Consider the following 21,614-nt stretch of genomic DNA (forward strand, 5'->3'; position numbering starts at 1 on the left):
CATGGCAGATTACCAGGGTAAAAAAGTCGTCATTATCGGTTTAGGCCTGACGGGTCTTTCCTGCGTGGACTTTTTCCTCGCGCGCGGCGTGACGCCGCGGGTGATGGATACGCGTGTTTCACCGCCGGGGCTGGACAAGCTGCCCGAAGAGGTGGAGCGCCATCTTGGTAGTCTCAACGATGACTGGCTGCTGGCGGCGGATATGATCGTCGCAAGCCCCGGCATCGCGCTGGCTCATCCTTCTTTGAGTGCGGCGGCGGATGCGGGTATTGAGATCGTTGGCGATATCGAACTGTTCTGCCGTGAAGCACAAGCGCCGGTGGTGGCCATTACCGGTTCCAACGGTAAAAGTACTGTAACGAAGCTTGTGGGTGAGATGGCCGAAGCGGGCGGCGTTAATGTCGGCGTCGGCGGCAATATTGGTCTGCCTGCACTCATGCTACTGGATGAAGCGCGTGAGCTGTATGTCCTGGAGTTGTCCAGCTTCCAGCTCGAAACCACTTCCAGTCTGCAGGCTGTTGCGGCAACCATACTGAATGTGACGGAAGATCATATGGATCGCTATCCGTTTGGTCTGCAGCAGTATCGCGCCGCGAAGCTGCGTATTTATGAAAACGCGAAGGTGTGCGTGGTCAATGCGGATGATGCACTCACCATGCCGATTCGCGGCGCGGACGAGCGCTGTGTCAGTTTTGGCGTGGATGTGGGCGATTATCATCTGAACCGCCAGCAGGGGGAAACCTGGCTGAGGGTAAAAGGTGAAAAAGTCCTGAACGTTAAAGAGATGAAACTGACCGGGCAGCACAACTACACCAACGCGTTGGCTGCGCTGGCGCTGGCCGATGCCGCAGGTTTACCGCGTGCCAGTAGCCTGAAAGCGCTGACGACATTTACCGGTCTGGCGCATCGCTTCCAGTTGGCGCTGGATCATAACGGGGTGCGCTGGATCAACGACTCGAAAGCCACCAATGTGGGAAGCACCGAAGCCGCGCTGAACGGTTTGAACGTTGACGGTACGCTGCATCTGTTGCTGGGTGGTGATGGCAAATCCGCCGATTTTTCGCCGTTGAAGCGTTACCTCGGTGGCGATCGCGTGCGTTTGTACTGCTTCGGCCGTGATGGTGCGGAGCTGGCAGCGCTGCGACCGGAGATCGCCGATCAAACCGATACGATGGATCAGGCGATGCGCCTTATCGCTACGCGTGTGCAACCTGGCGATATGGTACTGCTGTCACCGGCGTGCGCCAGCCTGGATCAGTTTAAGAATTTTGAACAACGGGGCGATGTCTTTACCCGTCTGGCGCAGGAGTTAGGTTGATGCGTTTAACTCTCCCCCGCCCGCGAATGCCGCGCCTGCCAGGATTTGGGATCCTGGCGTGGCTGTTTGCGGCATTAAAAGGCTGGGTGATGGGATCCAGAGAGAAAGATACCGACAGCCTGGTGATGTATGACCGCACGTTGCTGTGGTTGACCCTGGGCCTGGCGGCTATCGGTTTTGTGATGGTGACCTCGGCGTCAATGCCGGTGGGGCAACGTCTCACTAACGATCCCTTTTTCTTTGCGAAACGCCATGCGTTGTACCTGTTTCTTGCATTTTGCTCGGCGATCATCACGTTGCGGTTACCGATGGAGTTCTGGCAGAAGTACAGCTCTGTGATGCTGATCGCGGCGATCATTATGTTGCTGGTGGTGCTGGTTGTGGGAAGCTCGATTAACGGTGCGTCGCGCTGGATCGATCTTGGTTTGATGCGTTTTCAGCCTGCGGAGTTCACCAAGCTGTCGCTGTTCTGTTATCTGGCGAACTACCTCGTGCGTAAAGTCGATGAAGTGCGTAACAACCTGCGCGGCTTCCTCAAACCGATGGGGGTGATCCTCGTGCTGGCAGTATTACTGCTGGCGCAGCCGGACTTGGGTACTGTGGTGGTGCTGTTTATTACGACGCTGGCGATGCTGTTCCTGGCAGGGGCGAAGTTGTGGCAGTTTATCGCCATTATCGGTATGGGTATTTCGGCAGTAGTGCTGTTGATCCTTGCAGAACCGTATCGTATCCGCCGCGTGACGTCGTTCTGGAACCCGTGGGAAGATCCGTTTGGTAGTGGTTATCAGTTAACCCAGTCGTTGATGGCGTTTGGTCGCGGCGAACTGTGGGGGCAAGGGCTGGGCAATTCGATACAGAAACTGGAGTACTTACCGGAAGCGCATACCGACTTCATCTTCTCCATTATCGGCGAAGAGCTCGGTTATATCGGTGTGGTGCTGGCACTTTTAATGGTATTCTTCGTCGCTTTCCGCGCCATGTCCATCGGGCGTAAAGCGCTGGATATCGACCACCGTTTCTCGGGTTTTCTGGCGTGCTCTATTGGTATCTGGTTTAGCTTCCAGGCTCTGGTTAACGTAGGTGCGGCCGCAGGTATGCTGCCGACCAAAGGGTTAACATTGCCGCTGATCAGCTATGGCGGTTCCAGCTTATTAATTATGTCGATGGCGATTACGCTGTTGCTGCGAATAGATTATGAAACGCGTCTGGAAAAAGCCCAGGCGTTTACACGAGGTTTGCGATGAGTGGTCAACCGAAGCGGTTAATGGTGATGGCAGGCGGCACCGGCGGGCATGTTTTCCCCGGGCTTGCGGTCGCGCACCATTTAATGGATCAGGGCTGGCAAGTACGCTGGCTTGGAACCGCGGATCGCATGGAGGCCGATCTGGTGCCTAAACATGGGATCGAGATCGACTTTATCCGTATCTCTGGCCTGCGTGGCAAAGGGATCAAGGCGCAATTGCTGGCGCCGGTACGTATTTTCAACGCCTGGCGTCAGGCGCGCGCGATTATGCAGCGCTTTAAACCCGACGTAGTGCTGGGGATGGGCGGTTATGTTTCAGGCCCTGGCGGCCTGGCGGCCTGGTCGCTGGGGATCCCGGTGGTGCTGCATGAGCAAAACGGCATTGCCGGTTTGACCAACAAATGGCTGGCGAAAATTGCCACCAAGGTGATGCAGGCATTTCCTGGCGCTTTCCCGAAAGCGGAAGTGGTGGGGAATCCGGTTCGCGTTGATGTGTTGGCGCTTCCGTTGCCGCAGCAGCGTTTACCGGGGCGAGATGGTCCGGTGCGTGTACTGGTTGTCGGCGGCTCGCAAGGTGCGCGTGTACTGAATCAGACCATGCCGCAGGTGGCGGCAAAGCTGGGTGAGTCGGTGACCCTCTGGCATCAGAGTGGTAAGGGCGCACAGCAGGAAGTTGAGCAGGCTTACGCCTCTGCCGGGGCGCCTCAGCATAAAGTAACGGAATTTATTGACGATATGGCGCAAGCCTACGCGTGGGCGGATGTGGTGGTTTGCCGTTCCGGTGCGCTGACGGTCAGTGAAATTGCTGCTGCGGGTTTACCGGCGTTGTTTGTGCCGTTCCAGCATAAAGATCGGCAGCAATACTGGAATGCGCTGCCGCTGGAAAAAGCCGGTGCGGCGAAAATTCTGGAACAACCGCAATTCACCGCTGATGCGGTGGCGGCGATCCTCGCGAGCTGGAACCGCGAAGCATTACTGGATATGGCAGAGCGCGCGCGTGCGGCGGCCATTCCGGATGCCACCGAACGAGTGGCGCATGAAGTGAGCCTGGCAGCACAGGCCTAAATACTGGCGGCGCCTGTTGCGCCGCGCGAATTTGAAGTAGTCGATGGCGTTTAGAGAATGAATACACAAGAACTGGCGAAACTGCGTTCAATCGTGCCCGAGATGCGTCGCGTCCGGCACATTCACTTCGTTGGCATTGGCGGTGCCGGCATGGGTGGTATTGCCGAAGTCCTGGCCAACGAAGGCTATCAGATCAGCGGTTCCGATCTGGCCCCGAACCCGGTAACGCAACAGTTGACGTCACTTGGCGCCACTATTTATTTCAATCACCGCCCGGAAAACGTGAGTGATGCCAGCGTTGTGGTCGTCTCCAGCGCCATCTCTTCCGATAACCCGGAGATCGTTGCTGCACACGAGGCGCGTATTCCGGTGATCCGCCGTGCGGAGATGCTGGCGGAGTTAATGCGTTTTCGTCATGGTATCGCCATTGCCGGGACGCACGGTAAAACCACCACCACTGCGATGGTGGCAAGTATTTACGCAGAAGCGGGTCTGGACCCGACGTTCGTCAACGGTGGGCTGGTAAAAGCCGCCGGGGTACATGCGCGCCTGGGGCACAGCCGTTATTTGATTGCCGAAGCAGATGAGAGCGATGCTTCTTTCCTGCATTTACAACCGATGGTGGCCATTGTCACTAATATCGAAGCCGACCATATGGATACCTACCAGGGCGACTTTGAAAATTTGAAAACGACGTTTATCAACTTCCTGCACAACCTGCCGTTCTATGGCCGTGCAGTGATGTGTGTTGATGACCCGGTGATCCGTGAACTGCTGCCGCGCGTGGGCCGCCAGACAACAACCTACGGTTTTAGCGACGATGCGGATGTTCGCGTTGAGAATTATCGCCAGATTGGGCCGCAGGGGCACTTTACGCTGGTGCGTCAGGATAAGCCGGAACTGCGTGTAACGCTAAATGCGCCGGGCCGTCACAACGCCCTGAATGCCGCCGCCGCAGTTGCCGTGGCGACAGAAGAAGGTATTGAAGACGAGGCTATTCTGCGTGCACTGGAAAGTTTCCAGGGAACCGGGCGTCGTTTCGACTTCCTGGGTGAATTCCCGCTGGAAAGTGTGAATGGCAAACCGGGTACCGCCATGCTGGTTGACGACTATGGCCATCACCCGACCGAAGTGGATGCCACCATTAAAGCAGCGCGTGCGGGCTGGCCGGATAAAAAACTGGTGATGGTATTTCAGCCTCATCGTTATACCCGTACCCGCGATCTGTATGACGACTTTGCCAATGTGCTGACACAGGTCGATGCGCTGCTGATGCTGGAAGTGTATCCGGCGGGTGAAGCGGCGATCCCGGGTGCGGATAGCCGTTCGCTGTGCCGTACGATTCGTGGTCGCGGCAAGATCGATCCGATTCTGGTATCTGATCCAAGCCAGGTTGCGGCAATGCTGGCACCGGTGCTGACGGGTAACGATCTGATCCTGATCCAGGGCGCCGGCAATATCGGCAAAATCGCCCGTAGTCTGGCGGAGAGTAAACTGAAGCCGCAGACCCCGGAGGAGAGTAATGGCTGAGAAAGTCGCTGTTTTGCTCGGCGGCACCTCCGCGGAGCGTGAGGTTTCGCTCAATTCCGGTGCTGCGGTAATTAGCGGCTTACGTGAAGGCGGCGTGGATGCGCATGGTGTTGATCCGCGCGATGTCGATGTCACTCGCCTGAAAGAGATGGGCTATAGCAAAGCGTTTATCGCGTTGCATGGTCGCGGTGGTGAAGACGGTACGCTGCAGGGGTTACTGGAACTGACCGGTGTGGCCTATACCGGTAGCGGCGTGATGGCATCGGCGATTTCGATGGATAAATTACGCAGCAAGCTGCTGTGGCAAGGGGCGGGGCTGCCGGTTGCGCCTTCTGTTGACATCACGCGTGATGCGTTCGAAATAGGCCTAAAAAATGATGATATTCAACGCATTGACCAACTGGGGTTACCCGTTATTGTCAAGCCCAGCCGCGAAGGCTCCAGCGTTGGAATGTCCAAAGTCGACAACAGTGATGATTTGCATGCAGCTTTAGCGCTTGCATTTCAACATGATGATGACGTTCTGATCGAAAAATGGCTGAGTGGACCCGAATTTACCGTGGCGATACTCGGAAATGAAATTTTACCGTCGATCCGCATTCAACCGGCGGGAATCTTCTATGATTATGAGGCGAAGTATCTCTCTGATGAGACGAAATATTTCTGCCCATCAGGTCTGGAAGAGGAGCGTGAAGCGGTTTTACAGTCCCTGGTGCTTAAAGCCTGGCGTGTTTTAGGTTGTCGCGGGTGGGGGCGAATTGATGCGATGCTGGATGGCGACGGTCAGTTTTACTTGCTGGAAGCGAACACCTCGCCGGGGATGACAAGTCATAGCCTGGTGCCGATGGCGGCGCGACAGGCTGGGCTGACCTTCTCGCAACTTGTGGTTCGCATTCTGGATCTGGCGGAGTGATATGTCTCAGGCTGCGCTGAACACGCGAAACCGTGACGAGGAAGCGCTATCGGCTTCCCGACGGAATAATGGAACGCGTCTTGCAGGCATTGTGTTCCTGCTGGCGGTGCTGTGCACCGTGTTTGTTAGCGGCTGGGTGGTGCTGGGCTGGATGGACGATGCGCAGCGGTTGCCATTGTCGAAACTGGTAGTGACGGGCGATCGCCATTACACGCGCAATGATGATATTCGCCAGACGATTCTGGCGTTGGGCGCGCCAGGCACCTTTATGACGCAAGACGTAAACATTATTCAGAGCCAGATAGAGCGTCTGCCCTGGATAAAACAGGCAAGCGTTCGCAAGCAGTGGCCGGACGAATTGAAGATTCATCTGGTTGAATATGTACCCATAGCACGGTGGAATGATCAGCATATGGTTGATGTGGACGGCAATTCTTTCAGCGTGCCGGCCGAACGAACCAGTAAACAAGTTTTACCGATGTTGTACGGTCCCGAAGGCAGTGAAAGCGAAGTTTTACAGGGCTACCGCGATATGGGACAAGTGCTGGCAAAGGATAAGTTCACGTTGAAAGAAGCGGCCATGACCGCACGGCGTTCATGGCAGTTAACGCTGAATAATGACATCAAGCTTAACCTGGGCCGTGGCGATACGATGAAACGGCTGGCACGCTTTGTTGAACTCTACCCGGTTCTTCAGCAGCAGGCGCAAACGGATGGCAAAGAGATAAGCTACGTGGATTTACGCTATGACTCAGGCGCGGCTGTAGGCTGGAAAGCGGCCCCTGTTCAGGAACCGAATCAGCAGCAAAATCAGGCACAACAGAATCAGGCACAGGCAGAGCAACAATGATCAAGGCGACGGACAGAAAACTGGTAGTTGGACTGGAGATTGGCACCGCGAAGGTAGCCGCTTTAGTAGGGGAAGTTCTGCCCGATGGCATTGTGAATATCATTGGCGTGGGAAGTTGCCCGTCCCGTGGGATGGACAAAGGTGGCGTAAACGATTTGGAGTCGGTGGTGAAGTGCGTGCAACGTGCCATCGATCAGGCTGAACTGATGGCCGATTGCCAGATTTCCTCGGTCTACCTTGCGCTGTCGGGGAAACATATTAGTTGCCAGAATGAAATTGGTATGGTGCCGATTTCAGAAGAAGAAGTGACGCAGGAAGACGTTGAAAACGTGGTGCATACCGCTAAGTCGGTACGTGTACGTGATGAACACCGCGTTTTGCATGTCATTCCGCAAGAGTATGCCATTGACTACCAGGAAGGCATCAAAAACCCGGTAGGTCTGTCTGGCGTACGTATGCAAGCAAAGGTGCATTTGATTACCTGCCACAACGACATGGCGAAAAACATCGTGAAAGCGGTTGAACGATGTGGATTAAAAGTTGACCAACTTATTTTCGCAGGACTGGCTTCCAGCTACTCCGTATTAACGGAAGATGAGCGTGAATTGGGGGTCTGCGTTGTTGATATCGGCGGTGGTACAATGGACATGGCGGTCTACACTGGCGGTGCGCTGCGTCATACCAAAGTGATCCCTTACGCAGGGAATGTGGTTACCAGCGATATTGCTTACGCTTTCGGTACACCGCCAAGCGATGCAGAAGCGATCAAGGTTCGTCATGGTTGCGCGCTGGGTTCGCTGGTGGGTAAAGATGAGAGCGTTGAGGTGCCGAGCGTGGGCGGACGTCCGCCGCGTAGTCTGCAGCGTCAGACGTTAGCGGATGTTATTGAACCGCGCTATACCGAACTGCTCAATCTGGTGAACGACGAAATTTTACAGTTGCAAGAACAGCTTCGCCAGCAAGGGGTGAAACATCACCTTGCGGCGGGGATTGTATTGACCGGCGGTGCGGCGCAAATTGAAGGGCTGGCGGCCTGCGCGCAGCGCGTATTCCATACGCAGGTGCGTATTGGTGCGCCGCTCAATATTACTGGCTTAACCGATTATGCCCAGGAGCCTTACTATTCAACGGCGGTTGGGCTGCTTCATTACGGGAAAGAGACCCATTTGAGTGGTGAAGCGGAAGTGGAAAAACGTGTGTCAGTTGGCTCGTGGTTCAAAAGAATCAATAGCTGGCTGCGAAAAGAGTTTTAATTTTTTTCAGAGACCGCCGAAAATTAACGGTCTCAGGCGACAGGCACAAGACGGAGAGAAACTATGTTTGAACCAATGGAATTAACCAACGACGCGGTGATTAAAGTCATCGGCGTCGGTGGCGGCGGCGGTAATGCCGTGGAACATATGGTGCGCGAGCGCATTGAGGGTGTTGAATTCTTCGCAGTGAATACCGACGCGCAGGCGTTGCGTAAAACGGCGGTAGGTCAAACCATCCAGATCGGTGGTGGTATCACCAAAGGTCTGGGCGCTGGGGCAAACCCTGAAGTTGGCCGTAACGCGGCAGAAGAAGACCGTGAAGCGCTGCGCGCTGCACTGGAAGGCGCTGATATGGTCTTTATCGCTGCGGGCATGGGCGGCGGGACCGGTACTGGTGCCGCGCCCGTTGTCGCCGAAGTGGCAAAAGATCTGGGTATCCTGACCGTTGCTGTGGTGACCAAGCCTTTCAACTTCGAAGGCAAGAAGCGTATGGCATTCGCGGAGCAGGGTATTACTGAACTGTCGAAGCATGTTGACTCGCTGATCACTATTCCGAACGATAAGCTGCTGAAAGTGCTGGGTCGTGGCATTTCTCTGCTGGATGCTTTCGGTGCCGCTAATGACGTGCTGAAAGGTGCGGTGCAGGGTATCGCAGAGCTGATTACGCGTCCGGGTCTGATGAACGTTGACTTTGCAGACGTGCGTACAGTGATGTCCGAAATGGGCTATGCGATGATGGGCTCCGGCGTTGCCAGCGGTGAAGACCGTGCGGAAGAAGCCGCCGAAATGGCGATTTCCAGCCCTCTGCTGGAAGATATCGACCTGTCTGGCGCGCGTGGCGTGTTGGTTAACATCACCGCGGGCTTTGACCTGCGTCTGGATGAGTTCGAAACTGTGGGTAATACTATCCGTGCCTTTGCTTCGGATAATGCGACTGTGGTTATCGGTACTTCTCTTGATCCGGATATGAACGACGAACTGCGCGTGACTGTGGTTGCGACCGGTATCGGTATGGACAAACGTCCGGAAATCACGCTGGTGACAAACAAACAAGCGCAACAGCCTGTGATGGATCGTTACCAGCAGCACGGCATGCAGCCGATGCAGCAGGAGCAGAAATCCGCGAAAGTGGTAAATGACAATGCGCCGCAGACCACTAAAGAGCCGGATTATCTGGATATTCCAGCGTTTCTGCGTAAGCAAGCGGACTAAGAATTTGCTGGAAGTTGGGCTTCTTCGCTCTTTGTGCTAAACTGGCCCACCGATTGTGTTATACACTTTGGTTGGATTGGTAATTAGGCGAGATTAAACGATGATCAAACAAAGGACACTTAAACGTATCGTTCAGGCGACTGGTGTCGGTTTGCATACCGGCAAGAAAGTCACCCTGACGTTGCGCCCTGCGCCGGCAAATACCGGGGTCATCTATCGTCGCACTGACTTGAATCCACCGGTAGACTTTCCGGCTGATGCTAAATCTGTGCGTGATACTATGCTCTGTACTTGTCTGGTCAACGAGCATGACGTGCGGATTTCGACCGTCGAGCATCTGAATGCTGCTCTGGCGGGGCTGGGTATCGACAATATTGTTGTTGAAGTCGATGCGCCGGAAATTCCGATTATGGATGGCAGTGCTGCACCATTCGTCTACTTGCTGCTGGATGCAGGGATCGAAGAGCTGAACAGCGCCAAGAAATTTGTGCGCATCAAAAACACCGTACGTGTTGAAGACGGCGATAAATGGGCTGAGTTTAAACCGCACAATGGTTTTTCTCTCGATTTTACCATCGACTTCAATCACCCGGCGATTGATGCAAGCACGCAGCGCTACGCGATGAACTTCTCTGCCGACGCATTTATGCGCCAGATTAGCCGCGCGCGCACCTTTGGTTTCATGCGCGATATCGAATACCTCCAGTCCCGTGGATTGTGCTTGGGCGGTAGCTTCGATTGTGCCATCGTAGTTGACGATTATCGCGTATTGAACGAAGACGGTCTGCGTTTCGAAGATGAATTTGTTCGCCACAAAATGCTGGATGCAATTGGCGACCTGTTCATGTGTGGTCACAACATCATTGGTGCGTTTACGGCGTATAAATCCGGTCATGCACTGAACAACAAACTGTTGCAGGCTGTTCTGGCAAAACAGGAAGCCTGGGAATATGTGACTTTCGAAGACGAAGCAGAATTGCCGCTGGCGTTCAAAGCCCCGTCTACGGTTCTGGCATAACGCCATAACTGCAAAAATCGACTGGTTAACCTGGCACTCTCTCCGGTCAGGGAGACCAGTCGTTTTTATTTGTATGCTATCAACACCCCTCTTTTGATTCCCTTCCATTCTGATCAGAACTCTTGCGGCGCGATCGCTGTTTTCGTAACCACTTTTATCCGTCAAGCACCGGAATACTGCTGCGGTACAGGCGGCTTTAGTGGTAAAATCCGTGCGCAAAAGGACACATACAGAAGCTAATTCGGGTAAGCGTTATTTTTGGGTGGAGCAAGTGAGCGGAATACTGACGCGTTGGCGACAATTTGGTAGACGCTATTTTTGGCCGCATCTCTTATTAGGGATGGTCGCGGCGAGCCTTGGCTTGCCTGCGCTTGCTGGTAGCGCCGAGCCCACGCAAACCCCACGTGAAACCACCCGTAATCACGACAGCACCGGCAGGGTTAATTTCACCAGTCTTGCTCTGCTGGAAGCTAATCGCCGTCCTAATTTTACTGTCGATTACTGGCATCAACATGCCATCCGCACCGTTATTCGTCATCTTTCGTTTGCCATGGCACCTCAAACACTGCCGGTTGCAACGGAAGAGCCACTGCCGATTCAGGCCCACCATCTCGCTTTATTGGATACGCTCAGCGCGTTACTGAATCAGGAAGGCAAACCGCCGGCGATTGTTCACCTGGCAATCCAGACAGCCGCTATACCTGACGTCGCGTTCCGTATCTCCACCTGGTTAGGTCAGGTGCAGGGTATTCGTGCCGGCCCTCATCGCCTCAGCTAAAAAAAGAGTCCTTTATTCATTTTTTTAGCTCCGCAGAGCGGGGCGTTTGAGATTTTTATTATGCTTATCAAATTATTAACTAAAGTTTTCGGTAGTCGTAACGATCGTACACTGCGCCGTATGCGTAAAGTCGTGGCCCAAATCAATGCCATGGAACCGGAAATGGAAAAGCTCAGCGATGATGAGCTGAAAGCCAAAACCGCAGAATTCCGTGCGCGCCTGGAAAAAGGCGAAAGCGTTGAGAGCCTGATCCCGGAAGCCTTCGCCGTGGTGCGCGAAGCAAGTAAACGTGTTTTTGGCATGCGTCACTTCGATGTGCAGCTGCTAGGCGGCATGGTTCTCAACGAGCGTTGCATCGCAGAGATGCGTACCGGTGAAGGTAAAACCCTGACGGCAACCCTGCCAGCTTACCTTAATGCCCTGAGTGGCAAAGGCGTTCATGTGGTTACCGTCAACGACTATCTGGCTCAGCGTGACGCTGAGAACAACCGCCCATTGTTTGAATTCCTGGGTATGAGCGTGGGTATCAACCTGCCGAACATGCCTGCTGTTGCCAAACGTGAAGCCTATGCTGCCGATATCACCTACGGTACCAACAACGAATACGGCTTTGACTACCTGCGCGATAACATGGCATTCAGTCCTGAAGAGCGTGTGCAACGTAAACTGCACTATGCGCTGGTGGATGAGGTGGACTCCATCCTTATCGATGAAGCGCGTACCCCGCTGATCATTTCCGGTCCGGCAGAAGACAGCTCCGAGCTGTACAAAAAAGTCAATAAAATCATCCCGCATCTGGTTCGTCAGGAAAAAGAAGACTCTGACACTTTCCAGGGTGAAGGCCATTTCTCTGTAGATGAAAAAGCGCGTCAGGTTACACTGACCGAACGCGGTCTGGTGCTGATTGAAGAGCTGCTGGTCAAAGAAGGCATCATGGACGAAGGCGAGTCACTGTACTCTCCTGCCAACATCATGCTGATGCACCACGTTACTGCGGCACTGCGTGCACACGCATTGTTCACCCGCGATGTGGATTACATTGTGAAAGACGGCGAAGTCATTATCGTCGACGAACACACCGGCCGTACCATGCAGGGGCGTCGCTGGTCTGATGGTCTGCATCAGGCGGTGGAAGCGAAAGAAGGTGTGGATATCCAGAACGAAAACCAGACGCTGGCGTCCATTACCTTCCAGAACTACTTCCGTTTGTATGAAAAACTGGCGGGTATGACCGGTACAGCAGATACCGAAGCGTTTGAATTTAGTTCGATTTATAAACTCGATACCGTGGTGGTCCCCACCAACCGTCCGATGATCCGTAAAGATATGGCGGATCTGGTCTATATGACCGAAGCGGAAAAAATCCAGGCCATCATCGAAGACATTAAAGAACGCACCCAAAATGGCCAGCCAGTGCTGGTTGGTACGATCTCGATTGAGAAGTCCGAAGTGGTTTCCCATGAGTTGACCAAAGCGGGCATCAAGCACAACGTTCTGAACGCCAAATTCCACGCCAAAGAGGCGGATATTGTGGCACAGGCGGGTTACCCTGGCGCAGTCACCATTGCCACCAACATGGCAGGTCGTGGTACCGATATTGTGCTGGGCGGAAGCTGGCAGGCGGAACTGGCTGAAATCGAAGAGCCAACCGCAGAGCAAATCGCCAAAGTGAAAGCCGACTGGCAGGTGCGCCATGATGCGGTACTGGCTTCTGGTGGTTTACACATTATTGGTACTGAGCGTCATGAGTCTCGTCGTATTGATAACCAGTTGCGCGGTCGTTCTGGCCGTCAGGGGGATGCGGGTTCCTCCCGTTTCTATCTTTCGATGGAAGATGCCTTGATGCGTATTTTCGCCTCCGATCGTGTCTCTGGCATGATGCGTAAACTGGGGATGAAACCGGGCGAAGCGATTGAGCATCCGTGGGTTACTAAGGCCATTGCTAATGCGCAGCGCAAGGTGGAAAGCCGTAACTTCGATATTCGTAAGCAACTGCTGGAATATGACGATGTTGCTAACGACCAGCGTCGTGCAATTTACACCCAGCGTAACGAACTGCTGGATGTAACCGATGTCAGTGAAACCATCGCCAGCATTCGTGAAGATGTTTTCAAAGCCACCATCGATGGTCATATTCCACCGCAGTCGCTCGAAGAAATGTGGGATGTTCCTGGCCTGCAGGAACGCCTCAAAAATGATTTCGATCTCGACCTGCCTATCGCTGACTGGCTGGATAAAGAACCGGATCTGCACGAAGAGACGCTGCGTGAGCGTATCCTGCAAAGCGCCATTGAAACCTATCAGCGTAAAGAAGAGGTGGTTGGCGCTGAAATGATGCGTCACTTCGAGAAAGGTGTGATGCTGCAAACGCTGGATTCGCTGTGGAAAGAGCACCTGGCCGCGATGGATTATCTGCGTCAGGGCATCCACCTGCGCGGCTACGCGCAAAAAGATCCGAAGCAGGAATATAAACGCGAGTCCTTCGCGATGTTCGCCGCGATGTTGGAGTCACTGAAATATGAAGTGATCAGTACGCTCAGCAAAGTCCAGGTGCGGATGCCGGAGGAAGTCGAGGCCATGGAACTGCAGCGCCGTCAGGAAGCCGAGCGTTTGGCGCAAATGCAACAGTTAAGTCATCAGGATGATGAGACTGAAGCTGCCGCCGCACTTGCCGCGCAGACGGGCGAACGCAAAGTGGGGCGTAATGATCCTTGCCCTTGCGGTTCCGGTAAAAAATATAAACAGTGCCACGGCCGTCTGGCATAACGCATTGAAAATAATAAAAAGGCGCAGAACTCTGCGCCTTTTTTATGGAGTCTGCATCATGAAAATACTGAACATCGCTGTTGGGATCATTCGTAACCCGCAAGGGGAAATTTTTATTACGCAGCGCGCTGCCGATGCGCATATGGCGAATAAATGGGAATTTCCTGGCGGAAAAATTGAAGCGGGTGAAACGCCGGAGCAGGCAATGATCCGCGAACTTCAGGAGGAAGTCGGTATTACGCCACTTCAGGCTGAACTGTTTGATAAGCTGGAATATCAGTTCCCCGATCGCCACATCACTCTGTGGTTCTGGTTGGTGGAAAGCTGGGAAGGAGAGCCATGGGGTAAAGAGGGGCAGCCGGGTCACTGGGTTGCACAAAACACCCTTGATGCTGACAAATTTCCCCCGGCAAACGAGCCGGTGATAGCCAGGCTACTGGCTGGCTGACCCTGATGTTGCCTGCCAGGCAAGCGCCAGCAGGCAACAGTGCTTAGTGCTGTTCTTCACTCCAGTCGTCGCTGTCCGACAGATTGCCCTCGCTGGGGATACGTTTCTCTTCTGCTGCCCACTCGCCCAAATCAATCAACTGGCAACGTTTCGAGCAGAACGGGCGAAACGGGCTGCTCTCTCCCCAGACAACAGGCTTTCCGCACGTTGGGCAGTTTACGGTGATTTCTTCAGACATTTTCACTCCTTAACAGCAGGCCAGTTCAAAATCGAGACGCTCGGGAACCACACCATGCTCGCTGTCCAGCGGCATAAAGCGAATGGCGAAGCGGCTCTTATGGCCGGAAATTTGCGGGTATAGCTGCTCTTCCAGGGACAATTGCAGACGCAACAAATCGGCGTCATCGCCGTTATCCTGATAAAAACCGTTCAGGCTGGTCTGACGGCGGAACGGTGCGGCATTGCGGATCAAATCGAGGATCAACGTCAGGGTTTGCGTCAGCGGCGTCAGGCTGTCCAGCCAGACCGCGATTTGCGCATCCCGCATTTCCTGCGGCAGGTGCAGCCACATATGCAGCGTCGGCAAATCGAAGCTGCAGCATCCACCGGGAATACTCAGACGCTGGCGTACCAGACCTATCAGACGGTCTTCGCGCAATTGTTGGCCAATACGCGGTGCACTCATCAGAACGGCTCCGCTTGCTTTTAATTGCTGGCGGACAGCTTCAATTCGGCTCAGATCCACACCGGGAACATCACTCCATGCCTGTAATTTACGCTGCTGGCGTTCCAGCTCTTTCAGAAGCTCGGTGCGGGTATCACCGCGTTCAAACACATCCAGTAAATCCCCAATGTTACGGAAAAAGTGTAACGCATCGGCATGGTCACTCAGCGGTAAATGGACAGAAAGCTGTTGCAGTAAAAACTCGACACGCAACCAGGTACGCATCTTTTCGTTAAGCGGATGTTCAAAAAGGATGTGGGTGTGCATTACGGTTTTTCCTGTGAAACGGCCTGCCGGGCATACGCCAGATATGCGGTGTGCAGGCGGGCAACATCCGATGCTATCGCATCCGGTGCGCCATTATTGTCAATAACATCATCCGCGACGGCAAGTCGCGCTTCGCGAGTGGCCTGGGCCGCGAGAATATTTTTAGCATGTTCGCGGCTGACGCCATCACGCTGCATGGTGCGTGAAATCTGTTTTTCTGGTAAGACGTCAATAACCAAAACCCGATCGGCTTTGTGATGCAGCTGATTTTCCACCAGCAACGGCACGACCCACAACACATAAGGTGATGTCGCCTGGGCAATCTTACTCTGTGTTTGCTGGTGAATAAGCGGATGGAGTAACTCATCCAGCCAACGTTTATCCGCCGGAGAAGCGAAAATACGCTCGCGTAATAAACGTCGATTGAGCGAGCCATCCGCGAGGATCATGTCAGCGCCAAAATGTTCCGCAATAGCGCTTAATGCATGAGAGCCAGGTTCCACTACCTGACGGGCGATAATATCCGCGTCGACAACATTAACGCCAAGCGCTGCGAAGGCATTCGCGACGGTGCTTTTACCGCTGCCAATACCGCCGGTTAATGCAACCGTATACCCCATTACGCCTAATCCCAAAATAGTCTGTCGCATATCACAATCTGCGATCTTTATTCTGCCCGCAATGCTATTTTTCGCGACCGTCCTGAATACGGGAAAACGCAAAAGATTAAATATGTTTACGAGCTTAATCAACAGGTTGTGATTTAACCAAACGACATTAAAACCCGTTCGCCTAATCTTGCCTGTTCACCAGGTAAATTTATAGGATTGTAGCGTAAAAAAAGAGAATTTCGCAGTCTTGCGCGGCCCTTATTAGCGCGTATGATAGCGTCACTGGAGTTGTGAGTTTGTACTTTCGCCATTAACCCCAGGAATCCGCACATGCGTATTGAAGAAGATCTGAAGTTAGGTTTCAAAGACGTTCTTATCCGTCCTAAACGTTCCACCCTTAAAAGCCGTTCCGATGTTGAGCTGGAGCGCGAATTTACCTTCAAACATTCAGGAATGCGCTGGTCTGGCGTACCGGTTATTGCCGCTAATATGGATACCGTTGGCACCTTTGCAATGGCGAAAGCGCTGGCTTCGTTCGACATCCTTACCGCCGTGCATAAACACTATTCCGTTGAAGACTGGAAAGCCTTTATCCAGCGTGAACCGGCTGACGTACTGCGTCATGTCATGGTTTCAACCGGGACATCAGACGCCGATTTCGACAAGACAAAGCAGATCCTTGCGTTGCATCCGTCGCTGAATTTTGTCTGTATCGACGTGGCGAACGGATACTCTGAGCACTTTGTGCAATTCGTTGCCAAAGCACGTGAGGCCTGGCCGGATAAAACTATCTGCGCGGGTAACGTTGTGACCGGTGAAATGTGTGAAGAGCTGATCCTTTCCGGTGCGGATATTGTCAAAGTTGGCATTGGTCCGGGCTCAGTGTGCACCACACGTGTCAAAACCGGGGTCGGCTACCCGCAATTATCCGCAGTGATCGAATGTGCCGATGCCGCGCATGGCCTTGGCGGACAGATTGTCAGCGATGGCGGCTGCACGGTACCGGGTGATGTAGCAAAAGCGTTTGGCGGCGGCGCAGACTTTGTGATGCTCGGCGGTATGCTGGCGGGCCATGAAGAGAGTGGCGGCGCCATCGTGGAGGAAAACGGCGAGAAATTCATGCTGTTCTACGGCATGAGTTCAGAGTCTGCAATGAATCGCCACGTTGGCGGCGTTGCAGGTTACCGTGCGGCGGAAGGCAAAACCGTCAAACTCGCGTTACGCGGCCCGGTGGAGAACACCGCGCGTGATGTTCTTGGCGGCCTGCGTTCAGCCTGTACATATGTTGGTGCTTCCCGCCTGAAAGAGCTGACCAAACGCACGACCTTTATCCGCGTTCAGGAACAGGAAAACCGCGTTTTCAACAGCCTGTAATGGGGTTGCAGGCGCACTGTGCTGCGCCTGCATTAACCTGTACCGCCCATCGCATCGCCAAGATGAAAGATAGGCAGGTACATGGCTACCACCAGCACGCCAATAATTAATCCCGTCACCACCAGTAGCAGCGGTTCTAATACGGAAGCCAGCTCATCTGCCTGATGCTGCGTCTGTTCACTATGATGCCGCGCCAGATTCTCCAGCATGGTATCCAGTGCCCCGGAGATCTCCCCGGTATGGATCAACTGAATACACAACGGGGTGAAGTTGCCACTTTTTGCCAGCGCCGTAGAGATAGCCGCACCGAGGGTGATATCCTGGTGTGCCTGTTGCAGCACGTCTCGCCAGTAAGGGCAGGTTAAGGTATCCCTGACATTTTCCAGCCCTTGCAAGAAAGTGATTCCAGAACGTTGTGTGAGTGACAGCACGGTAAATATCTGACTCAGCCGTTGTCCACGCACCAGTTTACCGACGACAGGGCAGCGGAGCAGCAGACGCTGCCGGTAGTGCAGCCATTTCATCTGACGGCGCAGTAAGGTCATCGTACATACCACTAGCAACGTAAGTGCTGATAATGGCAGAGCGCCTTGCTGCATCAGTGTAGCGCTGGCAATGACTCCCCGCGTCAGCCCAGGCAAGGGGGTATTGAACGTCTGGTAGATAGCCGAGAACTCCGGCAGCACCAGATACACCATTGCCACCACGATTGCCGCGGTCAGAGAAAGAATAATGAGCGGATAACGCAGCGCCTTTTTTACTTTCAACGCCAGCGCTCGCTGTGTCTGTTGCTGGCTGGCCAGTTTAAAACAGCACTCATCCAGCTTTCCTGTCAGCTCACCGGTATGGACCATCGCTGCCCAGAGTGGAGGAAAAACTTCTGGCCACTGGCGCAGCGCTGTTGAAAAGGTTTCTCCCTGTTCCAGCGCCTGCGCCAGATGGTGCAACAATGCCTGCCATTGCCTGGCTGGATGTTGCTGTGCCAGCAGCAACAAGCTTTCCGGTAAGGTGAGCCCCGCCTGCAACAATGTCGCAAGCTGGCGCAGGAGCGTACAGCCATGTTCCGCACGCCACAGTGAACGTCTTACCGGCCTGCGCTTGAGCGTCAGGGGATGGATCTGCCGGTGATAGAGTGTTTGCATTGCGGCATTACGATTTTCGCTCCAGTGCGCACCCTGTTGTAATGCCCCTGCGTTATCGATTCCGGACCATTGCCAGAGGTATTTAGTCGTCATTTGGTAAACCCAATATGCGCACCAACTCTTCCAGCGTCGTCAATCCTTGTTCCACCGCCAGGCAGCCATGCTGAAACAGCGTCGTCATTCCCTCCGCACGGGCGCACTGTTCGATTTCGGCCGCACTTTGACCACTGGTAATGGCCTGGCGGACATCGCGGGTAATGGGGAGCACTTCAAACAAGGCGACTCGCCCATAAAAGCCGTGATAGCACCGATCACACCCTTCTGCGCGCCAGCGAGGTAACGGTCGAGGCCACAGGTTGCCGGGGAGTCGGGTATTTTCCGTGGTCAGTTTCCGGCAATGGGGGCAAAGTTTACGTACCAGCCGCTGGGCGATGACCAGTGATAGCGCCGAGGAGATCATCCAGCGTGCCACCCCCATTTGCTGGATACGCACCAGCGTTTCGCTGGTGGAGTTTGTGTGCAATGTCGATAAAACCAGATGCCCGGTTTGCGATGCTTTGATAGCAATCTCCGCTGTTTCGCCATCACGGATCTCACCAACCATAATAATGTCCGGGTCCTGGCGCAGCAGGGCGCGTAGTACGCCCTGAAATGTCAGCCCAGCGCGAGGATTGATTTGCGTCTGATTCAGCCCATCCAGAGGGATCTCTATGGGATCTTCTACGCTGCAAATGTTGACCTCCGGTCTGTTGCGTTTTTGCAGCGCGCTGTAGAGCGTTACGGTTTTTCCGCTGCCGGTCGGGCCTGTCACCAGCAACAGCCCCTGAGGTTGCGCCAACGCTGCGGTAAAGAGTGCCAGTTGAGCATCCGTCATACCGAGTGCAGCCAGATCCAGGGCCTGACTAACCTGATGCAACAGACGTAGCACCACTTTTTCACCGTGTCTGCAAGGCAACGTTGCGATACGAAATGAGATCGATTGCCCGGAGAGTTCCACACTGAACTGTCCATCCTGCGGCAGGCGACGTTCGGCGATATCAAGATTGCCAAGCACTTTCAGCCTTGCGGTCAGCGTAGCGGCTAAATTGCAGGAAAGGGGAGAGAGCGGATGTAAAACGCCGTCGACGCGTAACCGTATGGCATAACAGGTTTCTCCGGGCTCGAAATGAATATCCGATGCCCGTAAGATCAACGCTTGTTTCAGGGTTTGATCGAGAATTTCCGCTGCGGCACTGCTTTCTTCCCCCTGTGCCGGGGTGTGAGTTTGCACTGCCATTTGTTGATGCTTGTCCATTTGATCTTGCGTCCAGCAACGGATATCAACTCGTTGCTGGACGGCAAAGCTGAGTGATTCCATTAACATGGGGCTGGGATTATCCACCACGGCAATGGTCAGAACGTCGTCTGCGCAATTGAGCAATGCGGCGTTATGACGCTGACAGAGCGCAATCAGTTTATCGTGTTTCATCACGGCTCCTTACGGACGTCCGGTGCGAAAAACATCTTCGCAGGCCTGTTGCAATGCGCTGTCTGCATTTGTATTACAGCTTCGCGCCCATCCCTTCATACCCTCGGCATCGCTCCATTGCGGCGTCATGGTTACGCTGAGTCCGTTGAGGCTTTCCTGTCCGGTCAGTGAGACCACGCCTTTTGCAACACTCATGGTGGCGACGTAACGCGTGGTGGTCGGGGCTGGTATGCCATTGTTGCTGGCATCACAATTGTCAATGCCGCCGCGTTCCAACGCGCACAGCTCAATGGCGGTGCGATAAGGAACAAAGGTTTGCAACATGTCAGTCAGTGCAGCTTTACGCAGGTAATTTTGATAAGCGGGAATGCCGATAGCGCTCAGGATGGCGATAATGCCGATTACCACCATCAGCTCGATTAAAGTAAATCCTTGTTGTTTGTTCATCTCTGGCTCCTTGTGTAGAGCCGCTACTTTGTCAGCACGTTACGGGGACGGCGAGGTGCAAAAGGGACTTCGGGAAAGCGCCTTCCTGCTTTTTTGACAGGCTTGCAGAGCGCAACACATTGTTTGAGAGGAAGGGCGCAAAAAAACGGGCCTGCGGCCCGTTTAGTTATGCAAGTGGGATTAGCGAAAACGCATCGACAGGTCGAGGGCGCGCACATGTTTGGTCAGTGCGCCTACAGAGATGTAGTCAACGCCGGTTTCAGCAAATTCACGCAGGGTTTCCTGCGTCACATTGCCGGAAACTTCCAGCCGTGCTTCGCCGTTGGTGCGCTTCACGGCCTCACGCATTTGGTCGGTATCGAAGTTATCCAACATGATGATATCGGCACCCGCTTTGAGCGCATCGTCGAGTTCTTCGAGGGTTTCTACTTCCACTTCTACCGGCACATCCGGATGCAGCCAGAAAGCTTTTTCCACTGCCTGGCGTACGGAACCCGCGGCAATAATGTGGTTTTCTTTGATCAGAAAGGCGTCGGAAAGACCAAGACGGTGATTGGCACCACCGCCGCACAGGACGGCATATTTTAGCGCTGTGCGCAGGCCCGGCAGGGTTTTACGCGTATCCAGCAACTCAGTTTTTGTGCCGTCCAGCAATTTGACATAGCGGCGAACTTCGCTGGCGACGCCTGACAGGGTTTGCACAAAATTGAGAGCGGTGCGTTCGCCCGTCAGTAACACGCGGGACGGCCCCTCAAGTTCGAATAAGGGTTGATTGGCATGAAGAGTATCGCCATCGGCAACGTGCCAGGTAAGCGTCACATCATCGCCTGCCAGTTGAATAAAGACTTCTTCCACCCAACGCTTTCCGCAAAAAACGCCGTCTTCGCGGGTAATGATCACCGCATGCGAGCGGTTTTCTGGCGGTAACAATTGCGCGGTAATGTCATTATTCGCGTCGACTTCTCCGCCCAAATCTTCGCGCAATGCCTGGGCGACGGCTACAGGGATATCCAGTTCGATACGTTTGAGCAGTGCGTCACGTCGAAGGTCGGGGTTATAGCGGCGAGGCGGCATGATAAACTCCAAAAAAGGTAACGAATCACAAAGTTAGGCTATGTCTTGTTCGGGGATGCCATTACGGTACACAGCGCAAACATGCTACTCTGAAGCGTGTTTCAGCACCATCC

At 54.0% G+C, this 21,614-nt stretch carries 20 protein-coding genes; 13 read left to right on the forward strand and 7 right to left on the reverse strand.

Features of this window, described 5'->3' with window-relative positions:
* Position 1: 1 nt before the first annotated feature.
* The 12 genes from murD (at position 2) to mutT (ending at position 14,394) form a co-directional block, all read left to right on the forward strand.
* The gene (gene murD, locus GA0061071_RS05605; protein ID WP_061497704.1) at positions 2-1,318 is read left to right on the forward strand and encodes a UDP-N-acetylmuramoyl-L-alanine--D-glutamate ligase; all 1,317 of its coding nucleotides are present in this window, start codon (positions 2-4) and stop codon (positions 1,316-1,318) included.
* Positions 1,318-2,562 carry a cell division protein FtsW gene (ftsW, locus tag GA0061071_RS05610; RefSeq protein ID WP_061497702.1) on the forward strand — a complete coding sequence of 415 codons (1,245 nt, stop codon included), beginning with the start codon at positions 1,318-1,320 and terminating at the stop codon, positions 2,560-2,562. Before murD ends, ftsW begins: the two co-directional genes overlap by 1 nt.
* Positions 2,559-3,626, forward strand: a complete 1,068-nt coding sequence (gene murG / locus GA0061071_RS05615; RefSeq protein ID WP_061497699.1) for an undecaprenyldiphospho-muramoylpentapeptide beta-N-acetylglucosaminyltransferase — start codon at positions 2,559-2,561, stop codon at positions 3,624-3,626. Before ftsW ends, murG begins: the two co-directional genes overlap by 4 nt.
* Before the next feature lie 57 nt (positions 3,627-3,683).
* A complete protein-coding gene (gene murC / locus GA0061071_RS05620; protein ID WP_088237383.1) occupies positions 3,684-5,156 on the forward strand; it encodes a UDP-N-acetylmuramate--L-alanine ligase in 1,473 nt (490 codons plus the stop codon).
* Complete coding sequence (locus GA0061071_RS05625; protein WP_061497695.1) at positions 5,149-6,069, forward strand: D-alanine--D-alanine ligase; 921 nt, start codon at positions 5,149-5,151, stop codon at positions 6,067-6,069. The genes murC and GA0061071_RS05625 overlap by 8 nt, the downstream gene beginning before the upstream one ends.
* A 1-nt stretch (position 6,070) precedes the next feature.
* The gene (ftsQ, locus tag GA0061071_RS05630) at positions 6,071-6,919 is read left to right on the forward strand and encodes a cell division protein FtsQ (RefSeq protein ID WP_061497693.1); all 849 of its coding nucleotides are present in this window, start codon (positions 6,071-6,073) and stop codon (positions 6,917-6,919) included.
* On the forward strand, positions 6,916-8,172 hold the full coding sequence (ftsA, locus tag GA0061071_RS05635) for a cell division protein FtsA (protein WP_061497690.1): 1,257 nt from the start codon (positions 6,916-6,918) through the stop codon (positions 8,170-8,172). Before ftsQ ends, ftsA begins: the two co-directional genes overlap by 4 nt.
* Before the next feature lie 63 nt (positions 8,173-8,235).
* Positions 8,236-9,384, forward strand: coding sequence for a cell division protein FtsZ (gene ftsZ / locus GA0061071_RS05640; protein ID WP_061497688.1), 1,149 nt, complete (start codon positions 8,236-8,238; stop codon positions 9,382-9,384).
* Between the two features lie 100 nt (positions 9,385-9,484).
* Complete coding sequence (gene lpxC / locus GA0061071_RS05645) at positions 9,485-10,402, forward strand: UDP-3-O-acyl-N-acetylglucosamine deacetylase (protein WP_061497686.1); 918 nt, start codon at positions 9,485-9,487, stop codon at positions 10,400-10,402.
* A gap of 271 nt (positions 10,403-10,673) precedes the next feature.
* Positions 10,674-11,180, forward strand: coding sequence for a secA translation cis-regulator SecM (gene secM, locus GA0061071_RS05650; RefSeq protein WP_061500186.1), 507 nt, complete (start codon positions 10,674-10,676; stop codon positions 11,178-11,180).
* Between the two features lie 60 nt (positions 11,181-11,240).
* Positions 11,241-13,946, forward strand: a complete 2,706-nt coding sequence (gene secA, locus GA0061071_RS05655) for a preprotein translocase subunit SecA (protein ID WP_088237384.1) — start codon at positions 11,241-11,243, stop codon at positions 13,944-13,946.
* A 58-nt stretch (positions 13,947-14,004) separates the two neighbouring features.
* Positions 14,005-14,394, forward strand: coding sequence for an 8-oxo-dGTP diphosphatase MutT (gene mutT / locus GA0061071_RS05660; protein WP_088237385.1), 390 nt, complete (start codon positions 14,005-14,007; stop codon positions 14,392-14,394).
* Positions 14,395-14,437: 43 nt separating this feature from the next.
* Here the strand turns inward: mutT and yacG are convergent, their stop codons facing one another.
* Genes yacG through coaE form a run of 3 tightly spaced genes read right to left on the reverse strand, consistent with a single transcriptional unit; the run spans position 14,438 to position 16,005 of the window.
* Positions 14,438-14,632 (reverse strand): DNA gyrase inhibitor YacG, encoded by a 195-nt coding sequence (yacG, locus tag GA0061071_RS05665; RefSeq protein ID WP_088237386.1) that lies wholly within the window; start codon positions 14,630-14,632, stop codon positions 14,438-14,440.
* 9 nt (positions 14,633-14,641) lie between these two features.
* The gene (gene zapD / locus GA0061071_RS05670; RefSeq protein ID WP_088237387.1) at positions 14,642-15,385 is read right to left on the reverse strand and encodes a cell division protein ZapD; all 744 of its coding nucleotides are present in this window, start codon (positions 15,383-15,385) and stop codon (positions 14,642-14,644) included.
* Entirely contained in the window at positions 15,385-16,005 is a 621-nt protein-coding gene (gene coaE / locus GA0061071_RS05675) for a dephospho-CoA kinase (RefSeq protein ID WP_088237388.1), read from the reverse strand. Before coaE ends, zapD begins: the two co-directional genes overlap by 1 nt.
* Positions 16,006-16,326: 321 nt before the next feature.
* Between coaE and GA0061071_RS05680 the strand changes: the two genes are divergently transcribed.
* On the forward strand, positions 16,327-17,370 hold the full coding sequence (locus GA0061071_RS05680) for a GMP reductase (RefSeq protein WP_061497671.1): 1,044 nt from the start codon (positions 16,327-16,329) through the stop codon (positions 17,368-17,370).
* 32 nt (positions 17,371-17,402) lie between these two features.
* Here GA0061071_RS05680 and hofC read toward each other — a convergent pair whose 3' ends face one another.
* The 4 genes from hofC to nadC all read right to left on the reverse strand — a co-directional run bounded on the left by hofC (position 17,403) and on the right by nadC (position 21,501).
* A complete protein-coding gene (gene hofC / locus GA0061071_RS05685) occupies positions 17,403-18,605 on the reverse strand; it encodes a protein transport protein HofC (RefSeq protein ID WP_088237389.1) in 1,203 nt (400 codons plus the stop codon).
* Positions 18,595-19,980, reverse strand: coding sequence for a type II secretion system protein GspE (gene gspE / locus GA0061071_RS05690; RefSeq protein WP_088237390.1), 1,386 nt, complete (start codon positions 19,978-19,980; stop codon positions 18,595-18,597). Before gspE ends, hofC begins: the two co-directional genes overlap by 11 nt.
* Before the next feature lie 9 nt (positions 19,981-19,989).
* On the reverse strand, positions 19,990-20,427 hold the full coding sequence (gene ppdD / locus GA0061071_RS05695; protein WP_088237391.1) for a prepilin peptidase-dependent pilin: 438 nt from the start codon (positions 20,425-20,427) through the stop codon (positions 19,990-19,992).
* Positions 20,428-20,607: 180 nt separating this feature from the next.
* Positions 20,608-21,501, reverse strand: coding sequence for a carboxylating nicotinate-nucleotide diphosphorylase (gene nadC, locus GA0061071_RS05700; protein ID WP_061497663.1), 894 nt, complete (start codon positions 21,499-21,501; stop codon positions 20,608-20,610).
* Positions 21,502-21,614 lie beyond the last annotated feature (113 nt).

It is taken from the genome of Kosakonia oryzendophytica (assembly GCF_900094925.1).
Taxonomy (GTDB): Bacteria; Pseudomonadota; Gammaproteobacteria; order Enterobacterales; family Enterobacteriaceae; genus Kosakonia; species Kosakonia oryzendophytica.